We start from the raw sequence: 26,076 nt of genomic DNA on the forward strand, positions 1-26,076 counted from the left end.
CCCTCAAACGCGCGGCTGCTCAGTCTTCCGCAGCTTGGACGGCCCGTGGCGGAAAGGCGAGAGAGCTTGTAGCGCCCGCCAAACCTGAACGCCCCGGAGAACCCAGGCTCAAGCAACCATCATGCCAGGATGCCGCCGCAGGAAGTCGCGGCCCAGTGCCACTGTCCCGGCGGTATAGCCGGCACCCAGTTCCTGCCCTGTCGGCGTCTCGGCATGGGTCGCCAGCCACGCCGTCAGCAGCATCCGCCGCAGCATCACGAAGGCCGGCAGCAGCGCCACCTCCGTCTCCGGCAGGGGTGCCACCGCGCGATAGCCGTCGACCCAGGCCGCCATCAGTGCCGGCACCAGCGGGTCGTCCTCCATGAAGCTTACGGCGGCCGCGAAGTCATAAAGATACCATGAGAAGCCGCAGTCATCGAAGTCGATGACGCCGAGCCGCTCGCCCTCCACGAGCAGATTGGTCAGGCGCAGGTCGGCATGCACCAGCCCGAAACGTTCGGGTGCGTCGCCATAGCGGGCGAGGATGCCCCGCAGCGCCTCCACCACATCCGCCAGCAGCGCCACCCCATCGGCGTCAAGCCCGGTGGCGGCGCGCCAGTCGCCCCAGTGGCCATCGGGCCCCAACATGGTCCCGAGATCCCAGCGCTTGCGCGTGAAGCCGGCAGGCGGCGCCCAGGCCCGGCCATGGGCATGCAGGCGGGCGCTGATGCCACCCAGTTGCCGGAAGCAGCGCGGCAGGTCGCTCGCCGGTTCCCGCCCCGCCATATGCGCGAAGGCCACGGCGTGGCGCGTGGCGGCGCCATCCTCCAGCGCCTGCAACAGCCTGCCATCCCGCGCCGGCACGGGGGCGGGCGTCTCCACCACCCCCGCCGCCCGCAGCGCACCGATCCAGGCCAGTTCGGATTCCATCTCCTCCGGCTGGTGGTAACCCTTGCGATAGACCCGCAGCACCAGCCGGCCCGCGCCCTCCCCGGCCAGGAAGGTGGCGTTCTCCGAGACGTTCAGCAGCGAGAGCGGCGCATCCGCCGCCAGCCCCCAGCGTGGCAGGGCGCCGCGCAGCAGGCGGTGCAGATGCTCCAGGAAGGGCGCCTCATACATCCTGCCCGCAGTAGCGGAACGATCCCGTGGCGGGAAGCCTCAGCCGGGGGCGCGGATGCGCCGGTAGCGGGCCTCGGCGAATTCGAAGATCCCGAAGGCCGCCAATCCCAGCGCCACGATGCCGAAGAGCACCCGGCCGAAGGGCTGCCCCTGCAAGGCCCGAAGCGCGCCGCTCAGCCCCCGCACCTCCTCCGGGTCCGACTGCCAGGCCGCGATCACCAGGAAGGCGCCGATGATCAGGAACACGACACCCCGCGCGGAGAAGCCGATGCGGCCGAGCTTCACCACCCAGCTTCCGGCCGGCTCCGGGCATTCCAGATGGCGCGTGAAGGACGCCTTCCGGGCCCGCACCAGCATGCCGACGCCGACCCCCGCCACCACCAGCCCGGCCAATGCCACCAGCACCTCCCCGAAAGGATGCGCCATCAGCCAGCGGCTCCAGTCCTGTGCCTGCTGTGCATCATCGGTGCTGCCGACGGCGCGGCCGATGATCAGTGCCGCCGCGAAGATGCCAAGGCCGGCATAGGTGAAGGCGGAGATCATCTGCCCGGCGCGCACGACCATGGCCTTGGCACCGCGGCCCTTGCTGTCGGCATCCAGTAGGGACTGGCAACCACGCCAGAGGGCGAAGCCGAACAGTCCCAGCGCCACGACCCCCAGCAGCACGCCGCCGAAAGGATGACTGAGCAGGGAGAGCAGAGCGCCCTTGGAGCCGGTGGTCTGCCCGCCCTGCCCCAGCGCGGCCAGGAAGGCCAGCAGCCCGATGATCAGGTTGACCACCCCGCGCGCCGCATAGCCGAGGCGCGCGAGCAGTTCGAGGGCGTGGCGGTGCGACGGCATGGCGCTTTCTCCGGCTGCGGCACAGCTTGCAACGGCTGACGCGCCTCGGGGATGCAGCCTGCTAGTCCGCCTCCGCCCCCTGCATCGCAAAGCGGGTGATACGGAAAGCCTCCAGCGGGATGTCTGTACGCCCGTCCAGCACCAGCTCGCTCATGATGGCGCCGATCGCCGGGCCGAGCTGGAAGCCATGGCCGGAGAAGCCGAAGGCATGGAAGAGGCCAGGCGTGGTGCTGCTGGGGCCGATGACAGGGATGCGGTCCGGCATCCGCCCGTCGATGCCGGTCCAGGAGCGGATGATCTGCGCGCCCTCCAGCGCCGGCACCAGGGCGATGGCCAGGCGCGCGCCCGCCAGCGTTGCTTCCGGCAGCGGCCGCGCCCAGGGGGTCTCGCCCGGCGCCCCGGGGCGGCTTTCGCCATAGCCGGCGCCGATGATGACATTGCCGCGCGGGATCTGCCGCAGATAGACATTGCCGCCGACCACGCCGAGATTGGGCTCGATGAAGTAGCGCATCGGCTCCGTCACCAGCATGTTCGGACTGAGCGGCTCCACCGGTACCGGTTCCCCGAAAGCCGCGGCGATGCGTCCGCCCCAGAAGCCCGCGAGGTTCAGCAGCACCGGCGCGATAAAGTCGTGGCCGCCCACGGTATGCAGGTGGAACAGCGTGCCGTCATGGGTGTATTCCAGCACCTCCATCCGCTCATGGATGGTGGCGCCGGCATCCCGCGCGGCACGGGCCAGGGCCGGCGCCAGCAGACGCGGATTGGCCGAACCATCCTCCGGCGCGAAGGATCCCGCCACCACCTGCGGCCCGAGCCAGGGATATTCGTCATGGATGGCGTTGCGCCCGACCATGCGGAGCGGCAGTCCATGCGCCTTCGCGACATCCAGATAGGCGACCAGCTCGGCTTCCTCGGCATCGCTGCGTGCCAGCTTCAGATGACCGGTGACGGTGAACTCGGCCTCCGTCCCAGCCAGTTCCTTCATCCGCCCCCAAAGCTCGCGGGAGCGGCGGGCAATGGGAAGTTCCGCCGGGTTGCGCCCCTGCTGCCGCACCCCGCCGTAGTTGACGCCGGAGGCCTGCCCGCCCACCAGCCCGCGCTCCAGCAGCGCCACCTTCACGCCGCGCCGGGCGAGATGCAGGGCGGCGGAACAGCCCGCGCCGCCGCCGCCGACGACCAGGACCTCGAAGCGTGTCTCATTCATGGCGCAACCGTCAGTGGGATCGGTTTGACCGGTGCCTGCCCGCGCAGCCGACCGACCTCGGCCACGGAACAACCCAGCTTCGCCGCCAGGATCTCGGCCGCCGCCGCCCCGCAGACGCGGCCCTGGCATCGGCCCATGCCGGCGCGGCTGATGGCCTTGGCGCGATTCACCTCGGGCGCCGGCAGGGCCGGGCCATCGGTGGTGGCGCGCAGCTCGCCCGCCGTCAGCCCTTCGCAGCGGCAGAGGAGTGCATCATCCGGCAGGCCGGCGGCCAGATGCGCCGGGAAAGGAAAGGCACTTTCGAGCGCCGCGCGGAAGCGGGCGAGGCTGGCGAGGCGACGGTCCAGGACCATGGTATCCTGCCGCCGACCGATATCCTCCAACAGCGCCATGGCGGCACGAACACCGCCCAGTTCCGCCACCTCGGCGCCGCCGATGCCGCTGCCGTCGCCCGCCAGATAGATCCCTTCCACCGGCGTCCGGCCGGCGACATCCCGTCGTGGCACCCAGTTGTGCTGCAAGGCGTCGAAGTCGAAGGGCACACCGGCGAGGTCCGCGAGCTGCGCCTCCGGCTTCAGTCCCCAGCCCAGGCCCACGGCGTCGCATTCCGCGCGGTGCTCCCGGCCACCGGCGTCGCGCCAGTGGATGGCGCCGACCTCGGTCTGCCCTTCGATGGCCAGTGGCGTCACGCCTTCCGCGATCCGCACGCCATGCGCCCGCAGCCAGCCGATGTAGTAGAGCCCCTTGGCGAAGGTCGCCGCCCCCCGAAGCAATCCCGGCGTCGCGGCCAGCTTGGTGGCGAAGGGAGTGGTGTCCAGTACCGCCGCGACTTCGGCCCCCGCCCTGGCGTATTGATAGGCCACCAGCCAGAGCAACGGACCCGTGCCCAGGAAGGCCACCCGCTGGCCGATGCCACAGCCTTGGGATTTCAGCGCGATCTGCGCGCCGCCCAGTGTGGTGACGCCCGGCAGCGTCCAGCCCCGCACCGGCACAACCCGGTCCATCGCCCCGGTGCAGAGGATGGCGGCGTCATAATCCACCACGCCCTGCCGGCCGCGATGCAGCGTATGCAGTTGCTTCTGACCCGGGCGGATGTTCCAAACCAGCGTCTCCGGCCGCCAGTCGGCGCGCGGGCTGACGGCATCCAACGCAGCATGCAGGGCCGTGGCCTTGCCGGCCTCGAAGCCATACAGCGCTCTGGCGTCGCGCTTCAGCCCGGGGGGCGGGCGCTGGTAGATGCGGCCGCCGCCATCCATCGCCTCGTCGATCCAGACCGGGCGGATGCCGGAGGCCAGCAGCGCCTCCACCGCCCGCACGCCGGCCGGCCCGGCGCCCACCACAGCCACTTTCATCCGCGCCGCACCCGCATCCCGTCACGGGCCAGGGTGGCGCAGGCGCGCACCCGGCCCAGGCCCTCCACCGAAACCCAGCAATCCTGGCAGGCGCCCATCAGGCAGAAACCCGCGCGGTGCCCGTCACCGAACTCGCTCTCCCGCAGATGCCCGGCGCCACCGGCCAGCAGAGCCGTCAGCAGCGTGTCGCCCTCCAGGGCGGAGATCTCCTGGCCTTCCAGATTCAGGCGCAGCGGCGCGCGGTCGGTGTCGCGCAGGCGGGCCAGCTTCACAGCGTATCCTCGTGCCGGCAGTTCACCAGCAGTTCCGCCACCGTCGCGGTATTGGGCAGCCGCAGCAGCACCTCCACCAGCATCGCTAGATCCTCGGGTCGCGTCATCTTCTCGCGCGGCCATTTCGTCACATGCGCGGTCATGTCGGTATCGACGAAGCCGGGGCAGAGCGCCGTGGCGCGGACGCCATGCTCCCAGCCCAGCCGCCGCACCTCCTGCGTCAGCGCCATCAGGGCGAATTTGCTCATGGCATAGCCGAGATTGTCGTTGCGTACCCGCTTGCCGGAGAGGGAGGCGATATTGACCACCCGCCCCTCGCCCGCCGCCACCAGATGCGGCCATGCGGCGCGGATCACCTGGATCGGCCCCATGGCATTGACCGACCACAGATCCTGGAAAGCCTCGTCCGGCCCCTCCAGCAGCGTGGCGCGCGGATTGATGCCGGCGGCATTGATCAGCGCATCGACGCGGCCGAAATGCTCCACTGTCGCCCGCACCCAGGCGCCGGCGCTGCCCTGCCGCGTCGCGTCATAGGAGAAGGCGGCAGTCCCTTCCGGCGCGCGGGAGGTATCCCGCACCCCCGCGCTGATCCGGCAGCCCGCCGCCAGCAGCCGCTCCGTCACCGCGCGCCCGATCCCGCGCGCGGCGCCGGAGACCATCACCACCTGTCCGGCAAGGTCACGCAACGGAGGCGGTCTCGAAAGTCAGGCCGGAATAGAAGGTCAGCGCGCCCGGCAGGTTCTTGAAGCCCGAGACGTCCTTCTTCATCGCATAGCCCTGGCTGCGCCAGGTCAGACCGACGATCGGCGCCTGCTCGACCGCCACGCCCTCCATCTCCCGGTAGATGGCCTTCCGCTTCTCCGCATCGAATTCCGAGCGGCCGGCGGCCAGCAGTTCGGTGATACGGTCGACCTTCAGCCCGTAGCTGCGGACATAGGAGGGCGAGAGGCTGCCATCGATGAAGTTGGCGATGCCATCGGGATCGTTGCTGTCCGCCGCCGTGCCCATCACCGCGAAGTCATACTGGCCACGATTGCCGATGGAGACGCGGGTGGCCCAGTCCGGCAGGTTCAGCTCCGCCTGGATGCCCACGGCGGCCAGATGGTTCTGCACCACCTCCGCCGTGTCCTTGTGCATGCCGTACTGCGCGGTGGAGAGCAGCGAGCAGGAGAGGCCGTTGGCATGGCCAGCCTCAGCCAGTAGCTTCTTCGAAAGCTCCGGGTCGTAGTTCCAGGCGCTCTTGTATTCCGCGTTGTAATAGGCGCTGGAATCCGCGATCGGCAGTTGCATCAGCGGCGAACCACGGCCGAAGAAGGCAGCCTTCACCAGCTCGTCACGCCGGACGGCATGGGCCACCGCGCGGCGCACGCGGGCGTCGTTGAAGGGCGGCTTGCTGCCATTAAAGACCAGGAACATGAAGGCGCCGTCCACCGCGTCCAGCTTCAGGGCCGGATTCCCGGAGATGGCGTCCATGGCCTGCCAGGGGACGTATTCGATCAGGTCCAGGTCGCCCGATTGCAGTGCCGAGACGCGCAGATTCTCATCCTGGTAGGCGACGACGCGGATTCCCTTCAGCTTCGGCAGGCCGGGCTTGTAGAAATTGGGGTTGGCCTCGAAATCCAAGGACGTGCCGCGCTCCTGCCCCTTCAGCACGAAGGGGCCGGCGCCCACGGGGCTGTTCCGCTCGGAACCATGGAAGATGATGGGCAGGTGGTAGCTGGCCATCATGTTCGGCAGCGTGGCCACCGGCACCTTGGTCACGATCCGCACGGTGCGGTCGTCAGGCGTCTGCACCTCCGCCACATTCTGCATCTCGGCGCGGAAGAAGGCGGTGGAGTTGGGATCGGCGATCTGCTCGATCGTCCATTTCACGTCGCGGGCGGTGACCTTCTGGCCGTTCTGGAACTTCGCGTCCCGCAGCTTGAAGACCCAGGCGGTATTGCCGTCCTGCGCCCAGCTTTCCGCCAGCTCCCCGCGCAGCGCGCCATCCTCGCCATAGGAGCAAAGGCCGCGATACATCAGCAGCTTCATGGTCGCCGCCGCCGTGCCGCTATTGGCCCAGGGCTGGATGGTCGGCGGGAAGCTGGAAAGGCCGAAGGTCAGCACCCCCGGCGTCGCGGCACGCGCACCCGGCAGGCGCAGGAAGGGCAAGGCGGCGGCGCCGGCCATCATGGCGCGGCGGGAGAGAGTCACGGGAGGCATGGGTTGAGTCTCCTCTGCTCGGTCCGGTCGGGTTCAGCTCTGGTAGGCGTAGGCTTGCCTGGCATGCGTGGCGCTGATCACGCCCTCCGCCACATCCCGCGCCACCGCCTCGGCCGGGCGCGCGCTGGCGGGGCCGTAGCCCCCTGCCCCCGGGCTGACGATGGCGAACCACTGCCCGGCCTTCAGGCTGGCGGTGCTGCCGTTGAAGGTGACGCCCGGGCCGCATTCCACCGCGCCATGCGCGCCGGCCCCGCCGCCCTGCAGCCCCCAGCTATGGGACCGCAGCCGTCCGATATCGACGCGCACCAGGCAGTCCTCATCCGCGCGGTAGACGCGGCGCAGGCCCATGCCGCCGCGATACTGCCCGTCGCCGCCAGAATCCTGGATCAGCTCGTAGCGCAGCAGGGTCAGCGGATATTCGATCTCCAGCGCCTCGACCGGCAGGTTGGAGGTATTGGTGGTATGCACATGCACGCCATCCAGCCCGTCCTTGTTGTGCCGGGCGCCGGAACCGCCGCCCATCGTCTCCAGATAGACCCAGAGAGCGCCGTCATCCTTCCGCTGGCCGATGAAGCTGGCGACGGTGCAGACGGAATTGGAACAGGCCGTCACCTTCTCCGGTGCCGCCTGGGCCAGGGCGCCCAGGATGAGGTCGGAGACACGCTGGCAGGCTCCGAGCCGGCCATTGACCGCCGCCGGATGCAGGCAGTTCAGGATGCTGCCTTCCCGCGCCGTCACCGTCAGCGGCCGCGCCAGCCCGGCATTGGGCAGGATGGTCGGGTCCACCACCGATTTGATGATGTAGTACACCGTCGCCAACAGCGCCGTATAGGTCATGTTGATGCCGGCGCGGACCTGGTCGGGCGCCTCGAAATCCAGCGCCATGCTGTCGCCCCGCACCGTCACTTCCACGGCGAAGGGCATGTTCACCGTCAGGTCGATGGGGTCGAAAACATCCTCGAAGCGCCAGCAGCCATCCGGCAGGGCGGCGATGCCCGCGCGCATCTTGCGCTCGGCATAGTCCAGCAGCGCGTCCGCGGCGCCCAGCACCGTCTCCACGCCGTATTTCCCGCACAGCGCCTGGAAGCGCTGCACGCCGACGCGGTTGGCCGCCATCTGGGCCCGCAGGTCCGACAGGCGCTCATGCGGCACCTGGCAGTTCAGCAGGATCATGCTCTGCACGTCTTCCTGCAGCACGCCGGCGCGGTAGAGCCGGACGGGCGGGATGCGCAGTCCTTCCTGGTAGATATGCGCGTGCCCGCGGTCGGCGAAGTCGGAGTGGTGCGCGAGGTTCACCGTCCAGGCAACCAGTCGTCCCTCGACGAAGATCGGCTCCGCCAGCACGATATCCGGCAGATGCGTGCCGCCGCCTTCATAGGCATCGTTGCCGACGAAGACATCGCCGGGCCGCATATCCTCCACCCGGTGCTTCCGCATGATGTGCGGGATGATGCCAATGAAGCTGCCGAGATGGATGGGGATGTGCTCGGCCTGGCAGAGCGTCTCCCCGGCCGCGTTGAAGAGCGCAGTGGAGCAGTCCCGCCGCTCCTTGATATTCGTGGAATAGGAGGCGCGGATCAGCGCCTCCCCCGTCTCCTCGACGATGGAGGAGAGCGCGGCGCCGATCACCTCGACAGTGATGGGATCAAGGACCGGCGAGGCGGGCCGGACGACAGCCTGGCTCATGCCGCGACCTCCAGGATCAGGTTGAGATAAGAATCGACCCGCGCGGTCATGCCGGGCGGCACGACGGTGGTGGTGTCCATCTGCTCGACGATGGCGGGGCCCGCGAAGCGGTTGCCGGGCTTCAGCCCGTCACGGCTGTAGATGGGCGTGGCGACGAAATCCTGCGCCTCGGGGAACCAGACGGGGCGCTCCCCGGTGCGGGCGCCTGATGCATCGGGTCCGGCATCGGCATGGCGGGCCAGTTCCGCCTTCGGCACCAGCCCGGTCGCTTCCAGCCGCAGCGTGACGATCTGCACCGCCTCACCCTCCGCGACGAAGCCGTAGCGCTGGCGGTGCAACTCGGCGAAGCCGCCGGCCAGCGCATCCAGCGTGGCGGCGGTGACCGGGCCTTCCGGCAGCGTCACCGCCAACTCGTAGTTCTGGCCCTTGTAGCGCATGTCGGCGGTGCGGGTGAGCACGCGGTTCCCGGGCGCGATTCCCTCATGCGCGAACCACTCCTCCGCCCGTGCCACCAGGGTCGAGAACCCCTCCGCGACAGGGCCGATGGATTCCGGCGCCAGGGGCAGCAGCTTCGTCGCGGCGAAATCGGCACGCAGGTCCGTTAGCAGCAGACCCATGGCGCAGAGGATGCCCGGGTTGCGCGGCACCAGGACGCGCTTCATGTCCAGTTCCCTGGCCAGGCGCGCCGCATACAGCGGGCCGCCACCGCCAAAGGCCATCAGCGTGAAATCGCGCGGGTCATGCCCGCGCTGCACCGAGATCACGCGGATGGCGCGGGCCATATTGGCCGTGACGACGGAGAGGATGCCCTGCGCCGTCTCCATCAGCCCCAGGCCGAGCTGGTCCGCCAGCCGCTGGATGGCGGCCCTGGCGAGATCCTGCCGGATGGCCATGCGCCCGCCCAGTAGATGCGTGGGGTTCAGGGTCTGCAACACCACATTGGCGTCCGTGGTGGCGGGCTCGGTATTGCCCTGATCGTAGCAGACCGGCCCCGGAAAGGCGCCACAGCTGCGCGGCCCCACCTTCAGCAGCCCGCCGGCATCGACATGGGCGATGGAGCCACCGCCGGCGCCGACGGTGTGAATGTCCAGCATCGGCGCCTTGATGGGGTAGCCATGCACCACGGCCTCGCTGGTCAGGCGGCACTGGCCGCCTTGCAGCAAAGCCACATCGGTGCTGGTGCCGCCCATGTCGAAGGTGATCAGGTCCTCGAACCCCGCCAGCCGCCCGATGACCTGCGCGCCCACCACGCCGGTGGAGGGGCCGGAGAGCACCGTGCGCACCGGCAGCCCCGCCGCCGCCGCGAAGCCGATGACGCCGCCATTGGACTGCGTCAGATGCGGCGCGGCCGTCATGCCGAGCGCTTCCAGGCGGGGCGTCAGCTTCTCGATATAGCTCCGCATGACCGGGCCCAGATAGGCATTCAGCACCACGGTCGAGAGCCGCTCGTATTCCCGGAACTCCGGTGCGATCTCATGGCCCGCGCTGATGAAGGCCTCCGGCATCTCCTCGCGCAGGATCTCGACGGCGCGCATCTCGTGCTCGGGCCGGATGAAGCCATAGAGGAAGGAGACCGCGACGGCCTTCACCCCCGCCTGCTTCAGCGCGCGGGCGGCCTCGCGCATCCGTTCCTCGTCCAGCGGCAGTTCCACGCGCCCGTCATGGCGCACGCGTTCCGGCACCTCCTGCCGCAGGTCGCGGGAGACGAGCACCGGTGGCTTGTCCGCCTGCATGTCATAGAGGTCCGGGCGCTTCTGCCGGCCGATCTCCAGCAGGTCCCGGAAGCCGTCGGTGGTGATGAGCCCGGTCCGCACGCCGCGATGCTGGATGAGCGCATTGGTGGCAACCGTGGTGCCATGGCCGAAATAGGTGACGGACGCGGCGGGCCTGTCGCCGGCCGCGGGCAGCACGCGACGCATGCCTTCCTCGACCCCCTGGGCGATGCCGCGGGACGGATCATCCGGCGTCGAGGAGACTTTCCAGACCTCGACGCGGCTACTCTCCTCGTCGAACAGGCAGACATCCGTGAAGGTGCCGCCAGAGTCCACTCCTACGCGCCAACGCTCCATCCTCTCCATCTCCCCCCGCCAAGGCCCTTCGTGAAGTCTTTCGTTCTCCGGCCCAGGCCGCAAGAACTAATTCCACTTGGCGACATTTGGTAAACAGAAATTCCACTATACGGAACCAAAAGGGTTCGCTAAGGGGGCGGCGCCATGACCGATGCCACGACCGACCAAGCCGGCAGCCTGCCCCGCGCGCTGCGCCTCCTCCGCCTGCTTGGGGAGGGCGAGGCCCTTGGAATGAGGCTGGCAGAACTGGCTGACGCGGCAGGTCTCCCCCGCCCCAGCGCGCACCGCATCCTGCGCGCGCTGGTGGCGGAAGGTTTCGTGGAACATGATGCGGAACGGCGCCGCTATCGGCTCGGCCTCTCGCTGTTTCAGTTGGCCGCCCGCGCGGGCCAGGCCGGTGGGCTGCGCGACATCGCCCGCCCAGCCCTGCTGCGGCTGACGGCATCACTGGGGGAGACGGTCTTCCTGCTGGTGCGCAACGGCTTCGATGCGGTCTGCATCGACCGTAGCGCCGGGCCGCTGCCGATCATGACCTTCACAGGGGATATCGGCGGGCGGGTGCCGCTGGGCATCGGCCAGGGCTCCAGCGCCATCCTGGCCCATCTCCCGCCGGGGGAGCAGGATGAGGTGATCCGCCATAACCTGCCGCGCATCGAGGAATTCGGCGGGATGGACGAAGGCCACCTGCGGCAGGAGCTGGAGCGGATCCGGCGGGAAGGCTACTCGGCCACCCATGGCATTCTGCCGGGCATGGCTGGGCTGGGCGTGCCGGTGCTGGATGCCGAAGGGCGCGCCGTGGCGGCGCTGAGCATCGGCACCACCACGGACCGGCTGGATGCGGCGCGGCGCGCCAGTGTCGCCGCCGCGCTGCGGCAGGAGGCTGTTGCCATCGGGGCTCGGCTGAACCCCTTCGACCCCAGCCTGCGGCGGGCGGGCGCGGCCATGGAGGCCGCGCCCGCCCCCTAAGAAGGCTGCTTAGTCGGCCTCGGCCGGGATGGCGGAGCCCGTGGGGTCGAAGAGCGGGTGGCCCGCCATCGCGGCATCCAGCCGCTCGCGGTCCAGCTCGTTCTCCCAGCGCGCGACGACCACCGTCGCCACGGCATTGCCGACCAGGTTGGTCAGTGCCCGGCACTCGGACATGAAGCGGTCGATGCCGAGGATCAGCGCCATGCCCGCGACGGGAACGGAGGGCACGACGGAGAGCGTGGCCGCCAGGGTGATGAAGCCCGCCCCGGTGATGCCGGCCGCGCCCTTGGAGGAGAGCATGGCCACCAGCAGCAGCAGCACCTGGTCGCCGATCGAGAGCGGCGTATCCGTCGCCTGGGCGATGAACAGCGCCGCCAGGGTCATGTAGATATTGGTGCCGTCCAGGTTGAAGCTGTAGCCGGTCGGGATGACGAGGCCGACGACGGACTTCTTGCAGCCCGCGCGCTCCATCTTCTCCATCAGCGTCGGCAGCGCGGCCTCCGAGGAGGAGGTGCCGAGCACGAGCAGCAGCTCTTCCTTGATGTAGCGGATCAGCGCCAGGATGCTGAAGCCGTTGTAACGCGCCACCGCGCCCAGCACGACCAGCACGAAGAGCAGCGAGGTGATGTAGAAGGTGCCGACCAGGAAGGCGAGGTTGACCACCGAGCCGATGCCGTAACGGCCGATGGTGAAGGCCATGGCGCCGAAGGCACCGATGGGCGCCGCCTTCATCAGGATGCCGACCAGCGTGAAGATCGGCGCCGTCAGGACCTGGAGGAAGTCCAGCACGGGCTTGCCGCGCTCGCCCACCAGCGCCAGCGAGATGCCGAAGAGCACCGCGAAGAACAGCACCTGCAGGATGTCGCCCGTCACGAAGGGGCTGACGATCGTGGTGGGGATGATGTTCATGAGGAAGGCGGTGATGGTCTGCTCATGCGCCTGGGCGGCGTAGCCCTGCACCGCCGTGGAATCGAGCGTGGCCGGGTTGATGTGCAGGCCGTATCCGGGCTGCAGGAGGTTGCCCACGACCAGGCCGATGACCAGGGCCAGGGTCGAGAAGCAGAGGAAGTAGATCATCGCCTTGCCGGCGACGCGCCCCACCTTCTGCAGGTCGCTCATGCCGGCGATGCCGGTGGCGACCGTCAGGAAAATGACGGGGGCGATGATCATCTTCACCAGCTTGATGAAGGCATCGCCCAGCGGCTTCATCGCCGCACCCTGGTCAGGCCAGAAATGCCCCAGCAGAATGCCGAGCGCGATGGCCAGCAGCACCTGGAAGTAGAGGTGCTGCCATAGCTTCTTCTTGCCCTGTGGGGCGCCCGCCGAGGCGGGGGCGATCATCGCCATTTAGTTCCCTCCAGCCGGGCCCGCATCCTGCGCCGGCCCTGTCATACCCATCCGCCAGGACCCGAAAATGCCTGTTCCGGCGGCTACGGCTGCCTCATCCGCAAGCGCCGTGCCACTTCGCAGGGCGAGAGAAAACCTAGAACTTACATAAGACCCGGGTTTTCAGCGTCGAGGCAGCATGCGGATTTTCGCCCTCACCTTGCGGTGATTGTGTGGTATTCCGCACAAATGGCTGCTCCATTCCTTCTCTCGACAAAACGGCTGCGAGCCGATCGCAGAGCCGCGACCTGGCTGGCCCTGGTCATGGCCTGCGTCCTGCTGGCCGCCTGCCTGGCATGGGGCGCAGGCCAGGTCGCGCGCCGTCAGGCCTGGGAGGAGCTGGAGCAACGCTCCCTCTCCACGGCCACGCTCAACGCCGCCCTGCTGCGCAGTGAGTTGGAGAAGCAACGCTCCCTGCCGTTCGTGCTGGCTGAAGACGCGGAGCTGAGCGCCGCCCTGGCCGAGCCCGGGCCCGACATCCTGCTGAGGGTCAACCGTAAGCTGGAGCGGCTGCGGGACGGCACAGGCGCCGATGTCATCTACCTCGTGGATCTGGAAGGCATCGCCATCGCCGCCAGCAACTGGCGGGAAGAGAGCAGCTTCGTCGGCAAGGAATATCGCTTCCGCCAGTATATCCAGGGCGCCATGCGCGCGGGCGCGGCCGAGCAATTCGCCATGGGCACCGTCAGCCGCCGCCCCGGCCTCTATATCGCCCGTCGCCTGGGCACGGCCTCGGCCCCCCTCGGCGTCGTGGTGGTCAAGGTGGAGTTCGGTGCGGTCGAGGATACCTGGCGCGACCCGAACCGCCCCGTTTACGTAACCGACGACCGCGGCATCCTGCTGCTGGCCAACCGTTCCGGCTGGCGCTTCCAGACCGAGCGCCCCCTGCCCGCCCCGCAGCAGGCGGTGATCCGCGACAGCCTGCAATTCGGCGAGGCCGCGCTGACGCCCCTGCCCCTGCGCGCCAACCTGACCGGCCTGGACCAGGATGCCGTGCTGCTGGACGAAGGGGGCAGCTCCGGCGCCACCGCCATGCTGCGTGCCACGGTGCCGGTGCCCACCGCAGCATGGCAGCTGACGCTGCTCGCGCCGGTTGAGCCGATGCTGCGCGATGCCGAGACGCAGCGGCGCAATGCCGTCTTCGGCCTCTCCCTGCTCGGCATGGCGGGCGCCACCATCCTGGTGCAGCGCGCCGGCCGCGCCCGCCGCCATGCTGCGGAGCAGCGGGCCGAGCGGCAGCGGCTGGAGGACAGCGTCGCCGCCCGCACCGCGGAACTGACCAGCGAGATCGCCGAACGCAAGCGCACCGAGGCCCGGCTGGCGGATGCGCGGGAGGTCCTGCGCCAGGCCAACCGCCTGGCAACGCTCGGCCAGGTCGCGGCCGGCGTGGCGCATGAGATCAACCAGCCCCTCGCCGCCATCCGCAGCTATGCCGGCAATGCCGTCACCTTCCTGACGCGCGGGGAGACCGCGCGGGCACGCAGCAACCTGGAGATCATCGCCCGGCTGACCGAGCGGATCGGCGGCATCACGGCGGAACTGCGCGCCTTCTCCCGCAAGGGTGAGGCGGAGCCGGGCCCGGTCAGCGTCACCGCGGCCGTGGAAGGCGCGGCAATGCTGCTGCACACGCGACTGGAGCACCAGGGCGTGCCGCTGCTGCGCGAGCTGCCGGAGCGCGAGCCCTGGATCATCGGCCGACAGGTGCGGCTGGAGCAGGTGCTCATTAACCTGATCCAGAATGCGCTGGACGCGCTCGAGGGCCAGGCGGACGCCCTCATCCACCTCATCGTCACCCGTGATGGCGGCGAGGTGCGGATCGCCATCCGGGACAATGGCCCGGGCATCCCGCCGGAGATCCGGCAGTCGCTGTTCATGCCCTTCTCCTCGGCCAAGCCGCAGGGGCTGGGCCTCGGCCTCGCCATCTGCAACGACATCGTCACGGAGGCCGGCGGGCGCATCGAGGCCGAGAGCAGGCCCGGGGAAGGTGCGTGTTTCACCATCGTTCTGCCGGAAGCGCAGGGGAGGACCAGCGCATGACACCCATCCGCGTCGCCTTCGTCGATGATGACGCCGAGCTGCGCGAGGCCAATGCGCAGACTCTGGAGCTGGACGGGTTGGAGCCCCTGCCCCTCGCCTCCGCCGCCGAGGCTCTGGCGCGCATCGACGCGGGCTTCGAGGGCGTGGTGGTCAGCGACATCCGCATGGCCGGCATGGACGGCTTCCAGCTCTTCCGCCGCCTGCATGCCATGGATGCCGACCTGCCGGTGATCCTGATCACCGGCCATGGAGATATCCCCATGGCGGTCGCGGCGATGAAGGAAGGTGCCTACGACTTCCTTGCCAAGCCCTTCGAACCCGGCGCGCTGCTGGCCAGCATCCGGCGCGCCCTGGAAAAACGCAGGCTTGTCCTGGAGAATCGCCGCCTGCGCGAATGCGTCGCCGCCGGGGAAGACGGTGCGCTGCTGCTGGGCGAGACCCCGGCCATGCAGCGCCTGCGCCGCACGCTGCGCCATATCGCCGATGCCGACGTGGATGTGCTGGTGGTGGGCGAGACCGGCACGGGCAAGGAGGTTGTCTCCTCCGCCCTGCATCGCTGGAGCCGCCGCACCAGCCGGCCCTTCGTCGCGCTCAATTGCGGCGCGCTGCCGGAGACGGTGATCGAGAGCGAATTATTCGGCCATGAGGCCGGCGCCTTCACCGGAGCGCACAAGAGGCGCGTCGGCCGCGTCGAGCATTCCAGCGGCGGCACGCTCTTCCTCGACGAGATCGAGAGCATGCCGCATTCCCTGCAGGTGAAGCTGCTGCGGGTGCTGGAGACGCGGGAGATCACCCCCCTCGGCACCAATGAGACCCGGGCGCTGGACCTGCGCGTGGTGGCCGCCAGCAAGATCGACCTGGCCGAGGCCGCCTCTCGCGGCGAGTTCCGCGAGGACCTGTTCTACCGCCTGAATGTCGTGACGCTGCGTCTCCCGCCGCTGCGGGAGCGTCGGGGGGACATCCCCCTGCTCTTCGCGCATTTCCTGGCCCGCGCCGCCATCCGCTTCCGTCGCCCCGCGCCGGAGATGACCCCCGCGGTGGAGCGGCACCTGCTGAGCCATGACTGGCCCGGCAATGTGCGCGAACTCTCCCATTTCGCCGAGCGCGTGGCGCTGGGGCTGGAAGCGCTGGAAGACCCCGCCCCGCGCGAGGAAGGCGACGCCTTCAGCCTGCCGGAGCGGATGGAACGCTACGAGGCCGCTCTGATCTCCCGGGCGCTGGAGGCCAACGGCGGCGATGTGCGCAACACGCTCGCCCTCCTCGGCATCCCGCGCAAGACCTTCTACGACAAGCTGGCCCGGCATGGCATCGACCGCAGCCGCTACATTCGGCAGGAATGAGGCCGGGCTGTTTTCCGAGCCGGCGATCGCCGCAGGCTGAGATGCCGGGCCAGCACGTAAATTGCGTTCTATGAAAATTTATTCGTTAAAAAGGAATAACGTTGCGTATTCGGAAATTCTACCCCTAAATTGGGCCAGCTCAGCCCCGCGAACGACGCGCGGGGCGAACAGAATCATCGGGGGATGATCCGGCTCATGGCCGGTCGGGGGAATACCGGTCCAGCGGCTCACCGCTGGACCGGGGCCTTTCCGCCCTGTCTCCAACCTGCATGATCGCGTTGCGGTCATTCATGACGGCGCCTTCCAAGGCTTCGTCCAGGTCGCTCCGCGCGGCCGCGCCCTAAGAAGGATAACCGCCACCATGGATGACGCTGAATCCCGCCTGGCCGCGCTCGGCCACACCCTGCCGGTGTTGGGCAAGCCGCTCTTCGCCTATGTGCCCTTCAAGCGCGTAGGCGATGTTGCCTATATCTCCGGCCAGGTGCCGCGCCATGCCGATGGCTCTCTGACCACCGGCAAGGTGGGCGATGCGCTGACGGTGGAAGAGGCGCGGAAGGCCGCCGAGCTTTGCGCGTTGAATATCCTCTCCGTCGCCAAGGCCGCCGCCGGCAGCCTGGAGAAGGTGGAGTTCCTGAAGATCTTCGGCATGGTCAATGCCACGCCCGATTTCGGCCAGCAGCCGCAGGTGATCGACGCCTGCTCCAAGCTGCTCGTCGAGGTGCTGGGCGAGCGTGGCCGCCACGCTCGCTCCGCCGTCGGCATGGGCTCGCTGCCCTCCAACGTGCCGGTGGAAATCGAGGCGGTGATCCGCATCCTGGACTGACGGCGGCGGGAGCGCCTGGCGCGCCCCGTTCGGGTCAGGCCTTCGGGTGGGCCATCAGCCTTGGCGTCTGCTGGTGCTGCACCACCCGCCAGTCCTCATGCGCCAGGCGGCGATAGACCGAGGTGCAATGCGCCTCATAGGGCTGCGTCCCCTCCCGCTCCGCCCGCGCATGGTAGGCGATGACGATCAGCCCTTCCTGCGGCCGCCTCACCTGCCGGTCAGAGAGTTCGACGCTCGACCAGCGCGGGGTGGCGGAGACCGCCTCCACCGCCTGCTGCCCGCCCATCACGAAGGGGGGCTGGGGCACCACCATCAGGCACTCGTCGTCGATCGAGGCCCTGTAGTGTTCCGCGTCGGCGGCCCACAGGCTTTCCTCGAAGCTCCAGATCCGCGCGTCGTCCATAGCCAGGCCCTGCTTCTGCGGCAGGCGGTACAACGCGCGGCGGGCCGGATCGTTCAGCGGTCAGGCCGGAAGGCGTAGAGCATCAGCCACTGGTCCAGGTGCTGGCGCACCACGGGCTCGAGCACCGCCTCGATGGCGGCCTGATCGGCCTCGGCATCGCCGCTGGGGGTGATGGGCGGCAGGAAATGGGCGGTGAAGCGCGCCGCCTCACCCACCCGCAGCATATAGGCCGGCACCACCGGCACGCCGGCCCGCGCCGCCAGCCGCGCCGCCATCGAGATATTGCCACGCGGCGCTGGCGGACGCCCGAAGGCCGGCGCATTGACCCGCCCGCCTTTATACTCATCCACGTAAAGGCCGATCATGGTGTCGCCCCGCGCCAGCACGCGCAGCGCCTCCCGCATCGCCTTGGCATCGCCCGGAATGGCATCGTTACCGAGCGAGCGCCGCACCCGCATGGCGATGCCTATCTGGGTCTTGTTGGACAGCGGCTGGTAGATGCTGCGCATCCGCAGCCCGATGCCGCGAATGGCGGCGATCTCGGCTTCCCAGTTGCCCGTGTGCACGAGGGCCAGCACGGCATTGGGGACGGTGATGTTCTCCCCCCCCACCACGGTGATGCGGCCTTCGTCCCACACCCGGTGCAGGCAGGAGAATTCGGAGAAGACGCGGCCCATGTTGCGCAGATACAGCAGCGCCATATCCCGCCGGGCCGCCTCATCCAGTTCCGGGCGCAGGTAGGAGAGTGCGCGCATCGCGTTCTCCACCATTCGCCGCTGGCGGAAATGGCTGCCCAGCATCGCCAGTTGCGCGCCCAGCGCCGAGACCACCGGCGTCGGCAGCAGCCGCATACCCTCGTGCAGCCCGATGTCCTTCACTCGGTCCACCTGCCGCAGCAGCCGGTCCAGCACCCGCTCCTCAGCCATTCGCGCGGCGCTCCAGCAGCATGGGCAGGCTGTCGCCGGGGCGTAGCGTCAGGCGGCAGACCGGGTAAACCTCCGTCCCCGGCACCAGCTTCGGCGCGAAGCGGGCGGCCAGCGTGGCCAGGCACAGCACCGCCTCGGTCAGCCCGAAGGCGGCCCCGGTGCAGACGCGTGGCCCGAGGGCAAAGGGAATCCAGACATAGCGTGGCTTGATGGCCGCCTCGCCCCCCGGCAGGAAGCGCTCGGGGCGGAAGGCGTCCGGCTCCTGCCAGAGCTTGGCATGGCGGTGCAGCAGCCAGGGCACGGCGATCACCAGCGAGCCCTTGGGCACCCGATGCCCGGCCAGTTCACCCTCCGTCACCGCTTCCCGCGCCAGCAGCGGCACGGGCGGGTAGAGGCGCAGCGTTTCCTCCACCACCGCGCGGGTGAAGGGCAGGCGCGGCAGGTCGGCGAAGGTGGCGGGGCTGCCCAGCGCCGCGGCCTCCTGCCCCACCCGCGCGGCGGAATAAGGACACTGGCTCAGCAGGTACCAGGCCCAGGCCATGGTATTGGCCGTGGTCTCGTGCCCGGCCATGAAAAGCACGGCGGCCTCGTTGCGGAAGGCCTCCCGGTCCATGCGCTGGCCGGTGGCGGGGTTCACGCCCTCGGCCATGGAGCGGATGAGGCTGGCCTCGCCGCTGGGGGCCGAGAGCACGTTGTCGATCAGCCTGTCCAGCACCGACGCGATGCGCCTGCTGGCGCGGCGGGCGCGCGGCGGTTGCCAGCGTGGCATCCAGTCCGGCAGGCCCAGCAGCGAGATCAGGTCCGTCTGCCCCACCGCGCTCTGGTATTCCGCGAAGGCGCTGACCACGCTGGCCGCCGCCTGCCCACCCAGTTGCCGGCCGAAGATGGTGCGGCAGATGATCTCGGCGGTCAGATGGCCCATCTCGGACAGCATGTCGATCGGTGCAGCCGGGTCCTGCGCCGCCCAGGCTTCCGCGCGCTCGGCGGCGGCCTCGGTGATGGGCGGGCAAAGTTCCGCCAGGCGCGAGACATGCGTCACCGGCGTCACCACCCGCCGCCGCTCCTTCCAGAGCGGCCCGTCGCTGATGAAGAGACCGTCCCCCAGCAGCGGCTTCAGCGCGTGCCGCATCTGCGGCGACTTGCGCTCATAGGTCGCGGCATGTTCCAGGAAGGCTTCCTGCACCGTGGCCGGGCTGTTGCAGATGAAGACATCGCGCAGCAGCACCCGGCGGTGCACGAAGTCACGTTCGAAGGCCGCGCGGGGCCAGATATCCAGAAGGGAGCGCCGCAGCAGCCGCAGCAGCTCCAGCACCGACGGTATCCGGCTGTGGCGGGGCGGATAAGGCGGAATGAAAGGCGGAGCCTCGCGCGCACCGAAGCGCGGCGCATCGTGGTGAAGTTCCGCAGCGTCGGCAGGCATGACTGGACGGCCCTCCCTCGGGGCCGGCACCAGCCATTCAGCCCTTTACGCGCAATTTATGCCAACCGTCACAGTTTGACGAGCCCGCCTCGCTCCCGCTTCAGCCATCGCGCAGCCGTGTATCCCGCGTATCGGTCAGCGCCTTGCGGATCTGCTGCTCGGCCAGCGCCAGTTCCTTGGTGGCGTTCTGCCGCGTCGCGCGGCCCTCGGCGGCGATGCGGAGCGTATCCTCCAGCGTCGCGACCAGCGCCGCATTGGCCTGCTTCACCGCATCCAGATCGAAGACCCCGCGCTCCAGTTCCACGCGAGCCTCGGCATTGGCGGCGCGCAAGGTCTCGGCATTGGCAGTCAGCAGCTTGTTGGTCAGGTCGGTTGCAGCACGGACGGCGGAGCCTGCCTCCCGCATCCGCTGGATGGCCAGGGCCTGCGCCAGCTGGGTGCGCCAGAGCGGCACGGTATTCGCCAGCACCGAATGGATCTTGGCGGCCAGTGCCTTGTCGTTCTCCTGGATCAGCCGCAGCGCCGGGAGGGACTGCATCGCCACCTGCCGCGTCAGGCGCAGGTCGTGCACCCGCCGGTCCAGCTCATCCCGCGCGGCGCGCAGATCGGCCAGCTTCTGCGCCGCCAGGGTTCCGGGCGCGCCCTCGGCTTCCCGCGCGGCGGCGGGGATGACCTCGTTGTCGGTGCGGGCCAGCACGGTCTCGCCGGCGGCGATATGCTCGGCCAGGGCATGGAACCAGTCGAGCGTCGCGCCATAGAGCCGCTCCAGCCGCTCGACATCCTCCAGCAGCCTGGTGCGGTGGTTGTCCAGCTTGTCGCCGACCGCCTCGATCTGCCCCCGCACGGTCTCATAACGGTGCATGATGGTCGTGATCTCGGCGCGGCCACGGCCCAGCAGCCGGTTCACCAGCCCCGGCTTCTCCGCCAGCTTCGTCACGTCGAAGCCGCGCAGCGTGTCCAGCAGGCCGGAGAGCGCCTCCCCCGCCTCGCCCGTCGTCGGGTTGCGGGCGGCGCCCAGCATGGCATCGGCCGCGGCGGCGGCGCGGTTCTGCGCCTCCGCGCCGAAGCGCAGGATGGTCCCGGGGTCGGAAAGCTCGATGGTCCGTGCCAGCTCCCGCACGCGCTCATCGGCCAGCGGGGTATTCGCCCGGGTCAGTTCGTCACTCATGCAAAGCCCTCCTCGCGCAGCCGCTCCGACAGCACCTTGATTTGAATCTCCAGCGCCTCGCGCTCGGCCGCCCTCAGTCGGCCGCGCAGCGTCTCGCTGCCCCGCGCCATCTCCGCCACCAGCACATCCAGCGCCTCCGGCGGCTCGGCGCCCGCGCGCAGGCGGATGGCGATCCGTTCCAGCCCATCGAGCTGAATGTTCAGGAAGCGCCGCGCCTCCGGCAACGCATCCGGCTGCCGCGCCATCTCGTCCAGCAGTTCCCGCAGGGAAGCCGTGGCCGGGCGCAGCCGTTCCGGCGCCGGCTCCAGCGCCAGGAGGCGCCCGCGCGGCATGGCCAGCGGGTCCGGTGCGGGTGGCGGGGGCGGTGGCGCCGGCGCGGCCACCGGCTCAGGCTCCGGCACGCCTTCATAGAGCAGCGCGGTACCCAGCCAAGCCATACCGCCGAAGATGACGGCGCCCAGCGGCGGCACCTGCGCCGACATGCCCGCCAGCAAGCCGGTGCCGACGCCCATCATGAGCGCGGCCCGCTTGCGCCCATGGCCGCCACGCAGCGCCCGCAGCGCCAGCGCCACCCCGCCGAGGCCGAGCAGCGTGCCGGCGATCAGCCGCTGGCTGCCGCCGATCAGGTTCAGAAGCAACGTGGGCGCCAGCGGCAGGGCCAGCAGCACCAGCAGCGCGCCACGCAAGTGGGTCAGCCAGGCGGCCCAGCCCGGCGCGGGCGCCGGGACCTCCCCCGGCGGGGTGCCGTCCCTGCGACCCCAGACGCCGTCCACTGCACCGCTCCAGGGCCCCTGCCGCCAGGGGCCGCTCCAGGGGCCGCCGGAGGGCCCGGCCTGGCGCCGTTCGCGCTTCATTGGAAGAAAGCCATCACCGCCCTTACGAGGGCGATCATGGAGACCAGCCAAAGGGAGCTACCCAGCAGCACGAAGCCGGTGACACGCCGTGCCGCGGCGGGCCCGGAAGGCAGCCGGCTGGCGAGGCGGGAGGAAGAAGACAGGCGCATGAGGCAAGAGATTGCCCTGCCTCAGGCCCTGTTCAAGCGCCCCGCCGCGCCGATTCGGTCCTCAGGCGCCGATCTTGCCGCCCCCGCGCCTGACGATGGCGATCACCGCCGGCCTTGGTGGCATCCCCTCCTGGAAATCCGGCCAGCGGGTGGAGGGATTGGCGAAGCTGCTGCCCTTGTCGTCGCCGGGATGCTGGATGGCCAGGAAGATGGTCTCATCATCCGGCGTGAAGCAGGGGCCGCAGACCTCCGCGCCGGTCGGCGCCTGGTAGAAGAGCCGGGTCAGCGCCCGCCCCTCGCCGTCGGTATCGGCGGCGTAGAGGCCATCCGCCACCTTGGAGGTTCCAGGCGCGCCGTCGGTCGAGATCCAGATGCGGCCCTTGGCGTCGAAGGCGCAGTTGTCCGGGCAGGAGAGCCAGCCCTCGCTGCTGGTGGCCTGGTGGTACTGCGCGCCCGCATCCACGCCGGGCCGGCCCGCCATCAGGAAGATCTCCCAGCGCCCTTCGGCCGACGCATGGTCCACCGCGCCGGTGCCGGCGCCGGGCGGGATGATCTCGATGACATGGCCGTGCCGGTTGGCGGCGCGGGGGTTGGACGCGTCGGCCTGTTCCGGCCCGCGGCGGGTGTTGTTGGTCAGCATCACATAGACGCGGCCATTCACGGGGTTGGGCTGCACATCCTCCGGCCGGTCCATCGGCGTGGCCTTCAGCAGATCGGCGGCGCGGCGCGTCTCGATCAGCACGTCGGCCTGGCTGGCGAAGCCGTTCTCGGCTGTCAGCGGACCCTGGCCATGCACCAGCGGCAGCCACTCCACCCGGCCATCCTCATGGAAGCGGGCGACGAAGAGCGTGCCGTCGTCCAGAAGGTCACGGTTGGCGGCGGGATCGTTCGGGTTCCACGGCCGGGCGGTGACGAACTTGTAGACATAGTCGAAGCGCTCGTCGTCGCCGGAATAGAAGGCCACGCGCCCGTCGGCCGAGACGGCATGGGTGCAGCCCTCGTGCTTGAAGCGGCCCAGCGCCGTGCGCTTCACCGGCCGGCTCTCGGGGTCATAGGGGTCGAACTCGACGATCCAGCCGAAGCGGTTGGGTTCGTTCGGCTCCTTGTCCAGGTTGAAGCGGTCCTCGTATTTCGTCCAGGAATAGCTGGACTTCTCGACGATGCCGTAGCGCTTGTAGGCAGCCGCCTGCGCGCCCGTCTTCGCCGCGGCGCCGCCGAAATACTGGTTGAAGTTCTCTTCCGCCGTCAGCACCGTGCCCCAGGGCGTATTGCCGCCGGCGCAGTTGTTCAGCGTGCCCAGCACCAGCCGCCCGGTGGGGTCGGCGCTGGTCCGCATCCGCTCATGCCCGGCGGCGGGCCCGCTGACGCGCATCGGCGTATCGGCGGTGATGCGGCGGTTCAGGCGCCCGGCCTTCACCGGCGCCCAGCGCCCGTTCTCGCGGCGGATCTCGACGACGGACATGCCATGCGCCGCCATCTCCACCCGCGCCTGCTCGCGCGAGCTGCGCTGGCGGGCGCTGTCTTCATCCCCCATGTCCGGGAACATGAGCTGCGTGTCGACATATTCGTGGTTGACGGCCAGCAGCCCGTGGCTGGCGTTGCTGCTGCCGCGCGGCAGCGGGAAGAAGTCCACGTAGTCGTTGTTGTAACCGAACTGCGCCGCCTGGGCCTCGGCCGTTTGGCGCAGCGGGTCGAAGGCCGGCGCATCGGGCAGCACCGCGTCGCCCCAGCGGATCACGGTCTGGATCTCATAGCCTTCGGGCACGGCGTCCCGCGCCGTCATCTGGTGCGCCACTTCCTTGAAGCTCAGGCTCGAAGGCCCGGCCTGCGCCGCCAGGGCCTGACCGCCCGAAACGAGCAGCTGGTCCGCCAGCACCGCCGTCGCCGCCGCGCCGAAGAAGCCACGCATGGCGGCACGGCGGGACAGGCGGCGCTCCACCAGTTCCCCGATGGTCTCGCGCGGCGCGGGGTTGCTGCCGATATCCTCGATTTCGGGCTGACGGTCTCTGGTCATGGTATCGTTCCGCATTCAGGGACGGCGCCAGGAGGCACCGCCGGACGCACGGAAGAAACGGGACCGCCGCTTCACGCCGATGACAGCCTGATGAAGAAGCGGTGACAGCCGCCAGCCGGCCTGTATCCGGGCTCTGACATTGATCGGGTGCCATCCTCGGATATGCTCGCCGGCCCTGCCAAGCGGAAGCCTTGCCATGTCCCCAGCCGAACCCTCCCCCGGCCTGCTGCAACCGGTCTTCGCCGGCGTGCTCTCCGCCGTGGTGGGCTTCGCCAGCACCTTCGCCCTGGTGCTGCATGGCTACACGGTGGTCGGTGCCACGCCGGCCCAGGCCGCGGGCGCGCTGCTGGCCGTCTGCCTGGCGCAGGGCGCGCTGGCCATCTGGCTCAGCGCACGCTGGCGCATGCCCATCACCCTCGCCTGGTCCACGCCGGGCTCCGCGCTGCTGGCCGCCAGCGCCATGCCGGAGGGCGGCTTTCCCGCCGCCATCGGTGCCTTCCTGGTTGCCGGCGCGCTGATCGTGGCGGCGGGGCTCTGGAAACCCTTCGGCCGCGCGGCGGCGGGCATCCCCAGCGCGCTGGCCAGCGCCATGCTGGCCGGCATCCTCTTCGAGATCTGCCTGGCACCCGTGCGCGCCGCCGGGGCCATGCCCACCCTAGCGCTGCCGGTGATCCTGGCCTGGGCGCTGACCTGGCGCTTCGCGCGCCTCTTCGCCGTGCCGGTGGCGGTGCTGGTGGCCGGGGCCATCATCCTCATGACCACGCCGCTGCCGGCGGGCGGCATGGCGGCCATCTCCTGGCCCGCTCCCATCATGCCGCAGTTCAGCCTCACCGCCGCCATCGGGCTGGGGCTGCCGCTCTTCCTGGTCACCATGGCCTCGCAGAACGTGCCGGGGCTGGCAGTGCTGCATGCCCATGGCTACCGCCCCGCGCCCGGGCCGATCTTCACCGCCACCGGGCTCACCAGCCTGCTGATCGCCCCCTTCGGCGCGCATCCCTTCAACCTCGCCGCCCTCACGGCCGCGCTCTGCGCGGGCCATGACGCCCATCCCGACCCCGCGCGGCGCTGGGTGGCCTCGGCCGCCGGCGGCACGGCCTATATGGTCCTGGGGCTGGGCGCGGGCCTCGCCGCCGCCATCATCGCCGCGGCGCCGCCGCTGCTGATCCAGACGGTGGCGGGGCTGGCGCTGCTCGGCACACTCGGCGGTGCGCTGACCAGCGCGGTGGTGGAGGAACGCAACCGCCTGCCGGCCATGGCGACCTTCGTCACCACGGCTTCCGGCCTCTCCGTCTTCGGGATCGGCGCGGCCTTCTGGGGGCTGCTCGCCGGGGGCGCGCTGATGCTGCTGGACCGGCTGCGGCGCTGAGCCGCGGCCAATAAAAAAGCCCCGGGCATCAGCCTGGGGCACCACGGGGAATCAGTATCGGAAAAGGGCGGATGGGCGACCTACGGGGCTCGAACCCGTGACATCCACGACCACAACGTGGCGCTCTACCAACTGAGCTAAGGCCGCCATACGCACCTCAGCGATGCGATCACCGCCGAGGCCCGCGAAATAAGCCGGTTGCGGCTCCGCGTCAACCGCCCCTCTTCAGCTTCCGTGCAGTCTTGTCACCCGCGCTCAGAAAACCAGCTGCCCGGCCGTGAAGGCCATGATCAGGAAGACGATGCAGAGGATCAGGAAGATGGCGAAGAGCACCTTGGCGGCCGATGCCGCGGCCGAGGACACCCCCCGGAACCCCAGCGCGCCGGCGACCAGGGAAATGACGAGGCAGATCAGGGCCCATTTCAGCATGGCGTTGCTCCTCTTGCCCGCGACGGCCGCGGTTCCGCAGGCCCAACGTCCCTAAAACGGCTCAGGTTCCAT

Annotated in this window: 22 protein-coding genes and 1 tRNA gene; 5 read left to right on the forward strand and 18 right to left on the reverse strand. The window is 69.7% G+C overall.

Annotated features, from left to right (window positions below; all coding sequences use genetic code 11):
• Positions 1-108: 108 nt before the first annotated feature.
• The 9 genes from IAI58_RS12190 to IAI58_RS12230 all read right to left on the reverse strand — a co-directional run bounded on the left by IAI58_RS12190 (position 109) and on the right by IAI58_RS12230 (position 10,723).
• Positions 109-1,098, reverse strand: coding sequence for a phosphotransferase enzyme family protein (locus IAI58_RS12190; RefSeq protein ID WP_207445522.1), 990 nt, complete (start codon positions 1,096-1,098; stop codon positions 109-111).
• A gap of 39 nt (positions 1,099-1,137) precedes the next feature.
• The gene (locus tag IAI58_RS12195; RefSeq protein ID WP_207445521.1) at positions 1,138-1,938 is read right to left on the reverse strand and encodes a DUF1206 domain-containing protein; all 801 of its coding nucleotides are present in this window, start codon (positions 1,936-1,938) and stop codon (positions 1,138-1,140) included.
• 61 nt (positions 1,939-1,999) lie between these two features.
• A complete protein-coding gene (locus IAI58_RS12200; RefSeq protein WP_207445520.1) occupies positions 2,000-3,142 on the reverse strand; it encodes an NAD(P)/FAD-dependent oxidoreductase in 1,143 nt (380 codons plus the stop codon).
• The gene (locus IAI58_RS12205) at positions 3,139-4,494 is read right to left on the reverse strand and encodes an FAD-dependent oxidoreductase (RefSeq protein WP_207445519.1); all 1,356 of its coding nucleotides are present in this window, start codon (positions 4,492-4,494) and stop codon (positions 3,139-3,141) included. Before IAI58_RS12205 ends, IAI58_RS12200 begins: the two co-directional genes overlap by 4 nt.
• Positions 4,491-4,766 carry a (2Fe-2S)-binding protein gene (locus IAI58_RS12210; protein WP_207445518.1) on the reverse strand — a complete coding sequence of 92 codons (276 nt, stop codon included), beginning with the start codon at positions 4,764-4,766 and terminating at the stop codon, positions 4,491-4,493. The genes IAI58_RS12205 and IAI58_RS12210 overlap by 4 nt, the downstream gene beginning before the upstream one ends.
• Complete coding sequence (locus IAI58_RS12215; protein ID WP_207445517.1) at positions 4,763-5,452, reverse strand: SDR family NAD(P)-dependent oxidoreductase; 690 nt, start codon at positions 5,450-5,452, stop codon at positions 4,763-4,765. Before IAI58_RS12215 ends, IAI58_RS12210 begins: the two co-directional genes overlap by 4 nt.
• Positions 5,445-6,968 carry an ABC transporter substrate-binding protein gene (locus tag IAI58_RS12220; protein WP_237182212.1) on the reverse strand — a complete coding sequence of 508 codons (1,524 nt, stop codon included), beginning with the start codon at positions 6,966-6,968 and terminating at the stop codon, positions 5,445-5,447. The genes IAI58_RS12215 and IAI58_RS12220 overlap by 8 nt, the downstream gene beginning before the upstream one ends.
• A 33-nt stretch (positions 6,969-7,001) precedes the next feature.
• Positions 7,002-8,654: a hydantoinase B/oxoprolinase family protein gene (locus tag IAI58_RS12225; protein ID WP_207445516.1), complete on the reverse strand. Its 1,653-nt coding sequence runs from the start codon at positions 8,652-8,654 to the stop codon at positions 7,002-7,004.
• Complete coding sequence (locus IAI58_RS12230) at positions 8,651-10,723, reverse strand: hydantoinase/oxoprolinase family protein (RefSeq protein WP_207445515.1); 2,073 nt, start codon at positions 10,721-10,723, stop codon at positions 8,651-8,653. Before IAI58_RS12230 ends, IAI58_RS12225 begins: the two co-directional genes overlap by 4 nt.
• A gap of 144 nt (positions 10,724-10,867) precedes the next feature.
• Here IAI58_RS12230 and IAI58_RS12235 point away from each other — a divergent pair, with 144 nt between their 5' ends.
• The gene (locus IAI58_RS12235; protein WP_207445514.1) at positions 10,868-11,689 is read left to right on the forward strand and encodes an IclR family transcriptional regulator; all 822 of its coding nucleotides are present in this window, start codon (positions 10,868-10,870) and stop codon (positions 11,687-11,689) included.
• Between the two features lie 9 nt (positions 11,690-11,698).
• On the opposite strand, the gene IAI58_RS12240 is transcribed toward IAI58_RS12235, so the two are convergent.
• Positions 11,699-13,030, reverse strand: a complete 1,332-nt coding sequence (locus IAI58_RS12240; protein ID WP_419555855.1) for a dicarboxylate/amino acid:cation symporter — start codon at positions 13,028-13,030, stop codon at positions 11,699-11,701.
• A 309-nt stretch (positions 13,031-13,339) separates the two neighbouring features.
• Between IAI58_RS12240 and IAI58_RS12245 the strand changes: the two genes are divergently transcribed.
• The 3 genes from IAI58_RS12245 to IAI58_RS12255 all read left to right on the forward strand — a co-directional run bounded on the left by IAI58_RS12245 (position 13,340) and on the right by IAI58_RS12255 (position 17,275).
• Positions 13,340-15,112, forward strand: coding sequence for a sensor histidine kinase (locus IAI58_RS12245; RefSeq protein WP_207445512.1), 1,773 nt, complete (start codon positions 13,340-13,342; stop codon positions 15,110-15,112).
• The gene (locus tag IAI58_RS12250) at positions 15,109-16,452 is read left to right on the forward strand and encodes a sigma-54-dependent transcriptional regulator (protein ID WP_207445511.1); all 1,344 of its coding nucleotides are present in this window, start codon (positions 15,109-15,111) and stop codon (positions 16,450-16,452) included. The genes IAI58_RS12245 and IAI58_RS12250 overlap by 4 nt, the downstream gene beginning before the upstream one ends.
• A 361-nt stretch (positions 16,453-16,813) precedes the next feature.
• On the forward strand, positions 16,814-17,275 hold the full coding sequence (locus IAI58_RS12255; RefSeq protein WP_207445510.1) for a RidA family protein: 462 nt from the start codon (positions 16,814-16,816) through the stop codon (positions 17,273-17,275).
• A 34-nt stretch (positions 17,276-17,309) separates the two neighbouring features.
• On the opposite strand, the gene IAI58_RS12260 is transcribed toward IAI58_RS12255, so the two are convergent.
• The 6 genes from IAI58_RS12260 to IAI58_RS12285 all read right to left on the reverse strand — a co-directional run bounded on the left by IAI58_RS12260 (position 17,310) and on the right by IAI58_RS12285 (position 24,209).
• Positions 17,310-17,678, reverse strand: a complete 369-nt coding sequence (locus IAI58_RS12260; protein ID WP_207445509.1) for a DUF4440 domain-containing protein — start codon at positions 17,676-17,678, stop codon at positions 17,310-17,312.
• Positions 17,679-17,731: 53 nt separating this feature from the next.
• Positions 17,732-18,604, reverse strand: coding sequence for a lysophospholipid acyltransferase family protein (locus tag IAI58_RS12265; RefSeq protein ID WP_207445508.1), 873 nt, complete (start codon positions 18,602-18,604; stop codon positions 17,732-17,734).
• Positions 18,597-20,024 (reverse strand): cytochrome P450, encoded by a 1,428-nt coding sequence (locus tag IAI58_RS12270; RefSeq protein WP_237182211.1) that lies wholly within the window; start codon positions 20,022-20,024, stop codon positions 18,597-18,599. The genes IAI58_RS12265 and IAI58_RS12270 overlap by 8 nt, the downstream gene beginning before the upstream one ends.
• Positions 20,025-20,124: 100 nt before the next feature.
• On the reverse strand, positions 20,125-21,192 hold the full coding sequence (locus IAI58_RS12275; RefSeq protein ID WP_207445507.1) for a toxic anion resistance protein: 1,068 nt from the start codon (positions 21,190-21,192) through the stop codon (positions 20,125-20,127).
• The gene (locus IAI58_RS12280; protein ID WP_207445506.1) at positions 21,189-22,046 is read right to left on the reverse strand and encodes a hypothetical protein; all 858 of its coding nucleotides are present in this window, start codon (positions 22,044-22,046) and stop codon (positions 21,189-21,191) included. The genes IAI58_RS12275 and IAI58_RS12280 overlap by 4 nt, the downstream gene beginning before the upstream one ends.
• A gap of 210 nt (positions 22,047-22,256) precedes the next feature.
• Positions 22,257-24,209 (reverse strand): PhoX family protein, encoded by a 1,953-nt coding sequence (locus tag IAI58_RS12285; RefSeq protein WP_237182210.1) that lies wholly within the window; start codon positions 24,207-24,209, stop codon positions 22,257-22,259.
• Positions 24,210-24,405: 196 nt separating this feature from the next.
• Between IAI58_RS12285 and IAI58_RS12290 the strand changes: the two genes are divergently transcribed.
• On the forward strand, positions 24,406-25,575 hold the full coding sequence (locus IAI58_RS12290; protein WP_207445504.1) for a benzoate/H(+) symporter BenE family transporter: 1,170 nt from the start codon (positions 24,406-24,408) through the stop codon (positions 25,573-25,575).
• A 74-nt stretch (positions 25,576-25,649) separates the two neighbouring features.
• Here IAI58_RS12290 and IAI58_RS12295 read toward each other — a convergent pair.
• Both IAI58_RS12295 and IAI58_RS12300 read right to left on the reverse strand, forming a co-directional pair.
• A tRNA-His gene (locus IAI58_RS12295) sits at positions 25,650-25,722 on the reverse strand.
• Between the two features lie 108 nt (positions 25,723-25,830).
• Entirely contained in the window at positions 25,831-26,004 is a 174-nt protein-coding gene (locus tag IAI58_RS12300) for a DUF1328 domain-containing protein (RefSeq protein WP_207445503.1), read from the reverse strand.
• Positions 26,005-26,076 lie beyond the last annotated feature (72 nt).

Source organism: Roseomonas marmotae (assembly GCF_017654485.1).
Lineage (GTDB): Bacteria > Pseudomonadota > Alphaproteobacteria > Acetobacterales > Acetobacteraceae > Pseudoroseomonas > Pseudoroseomonas marmotae.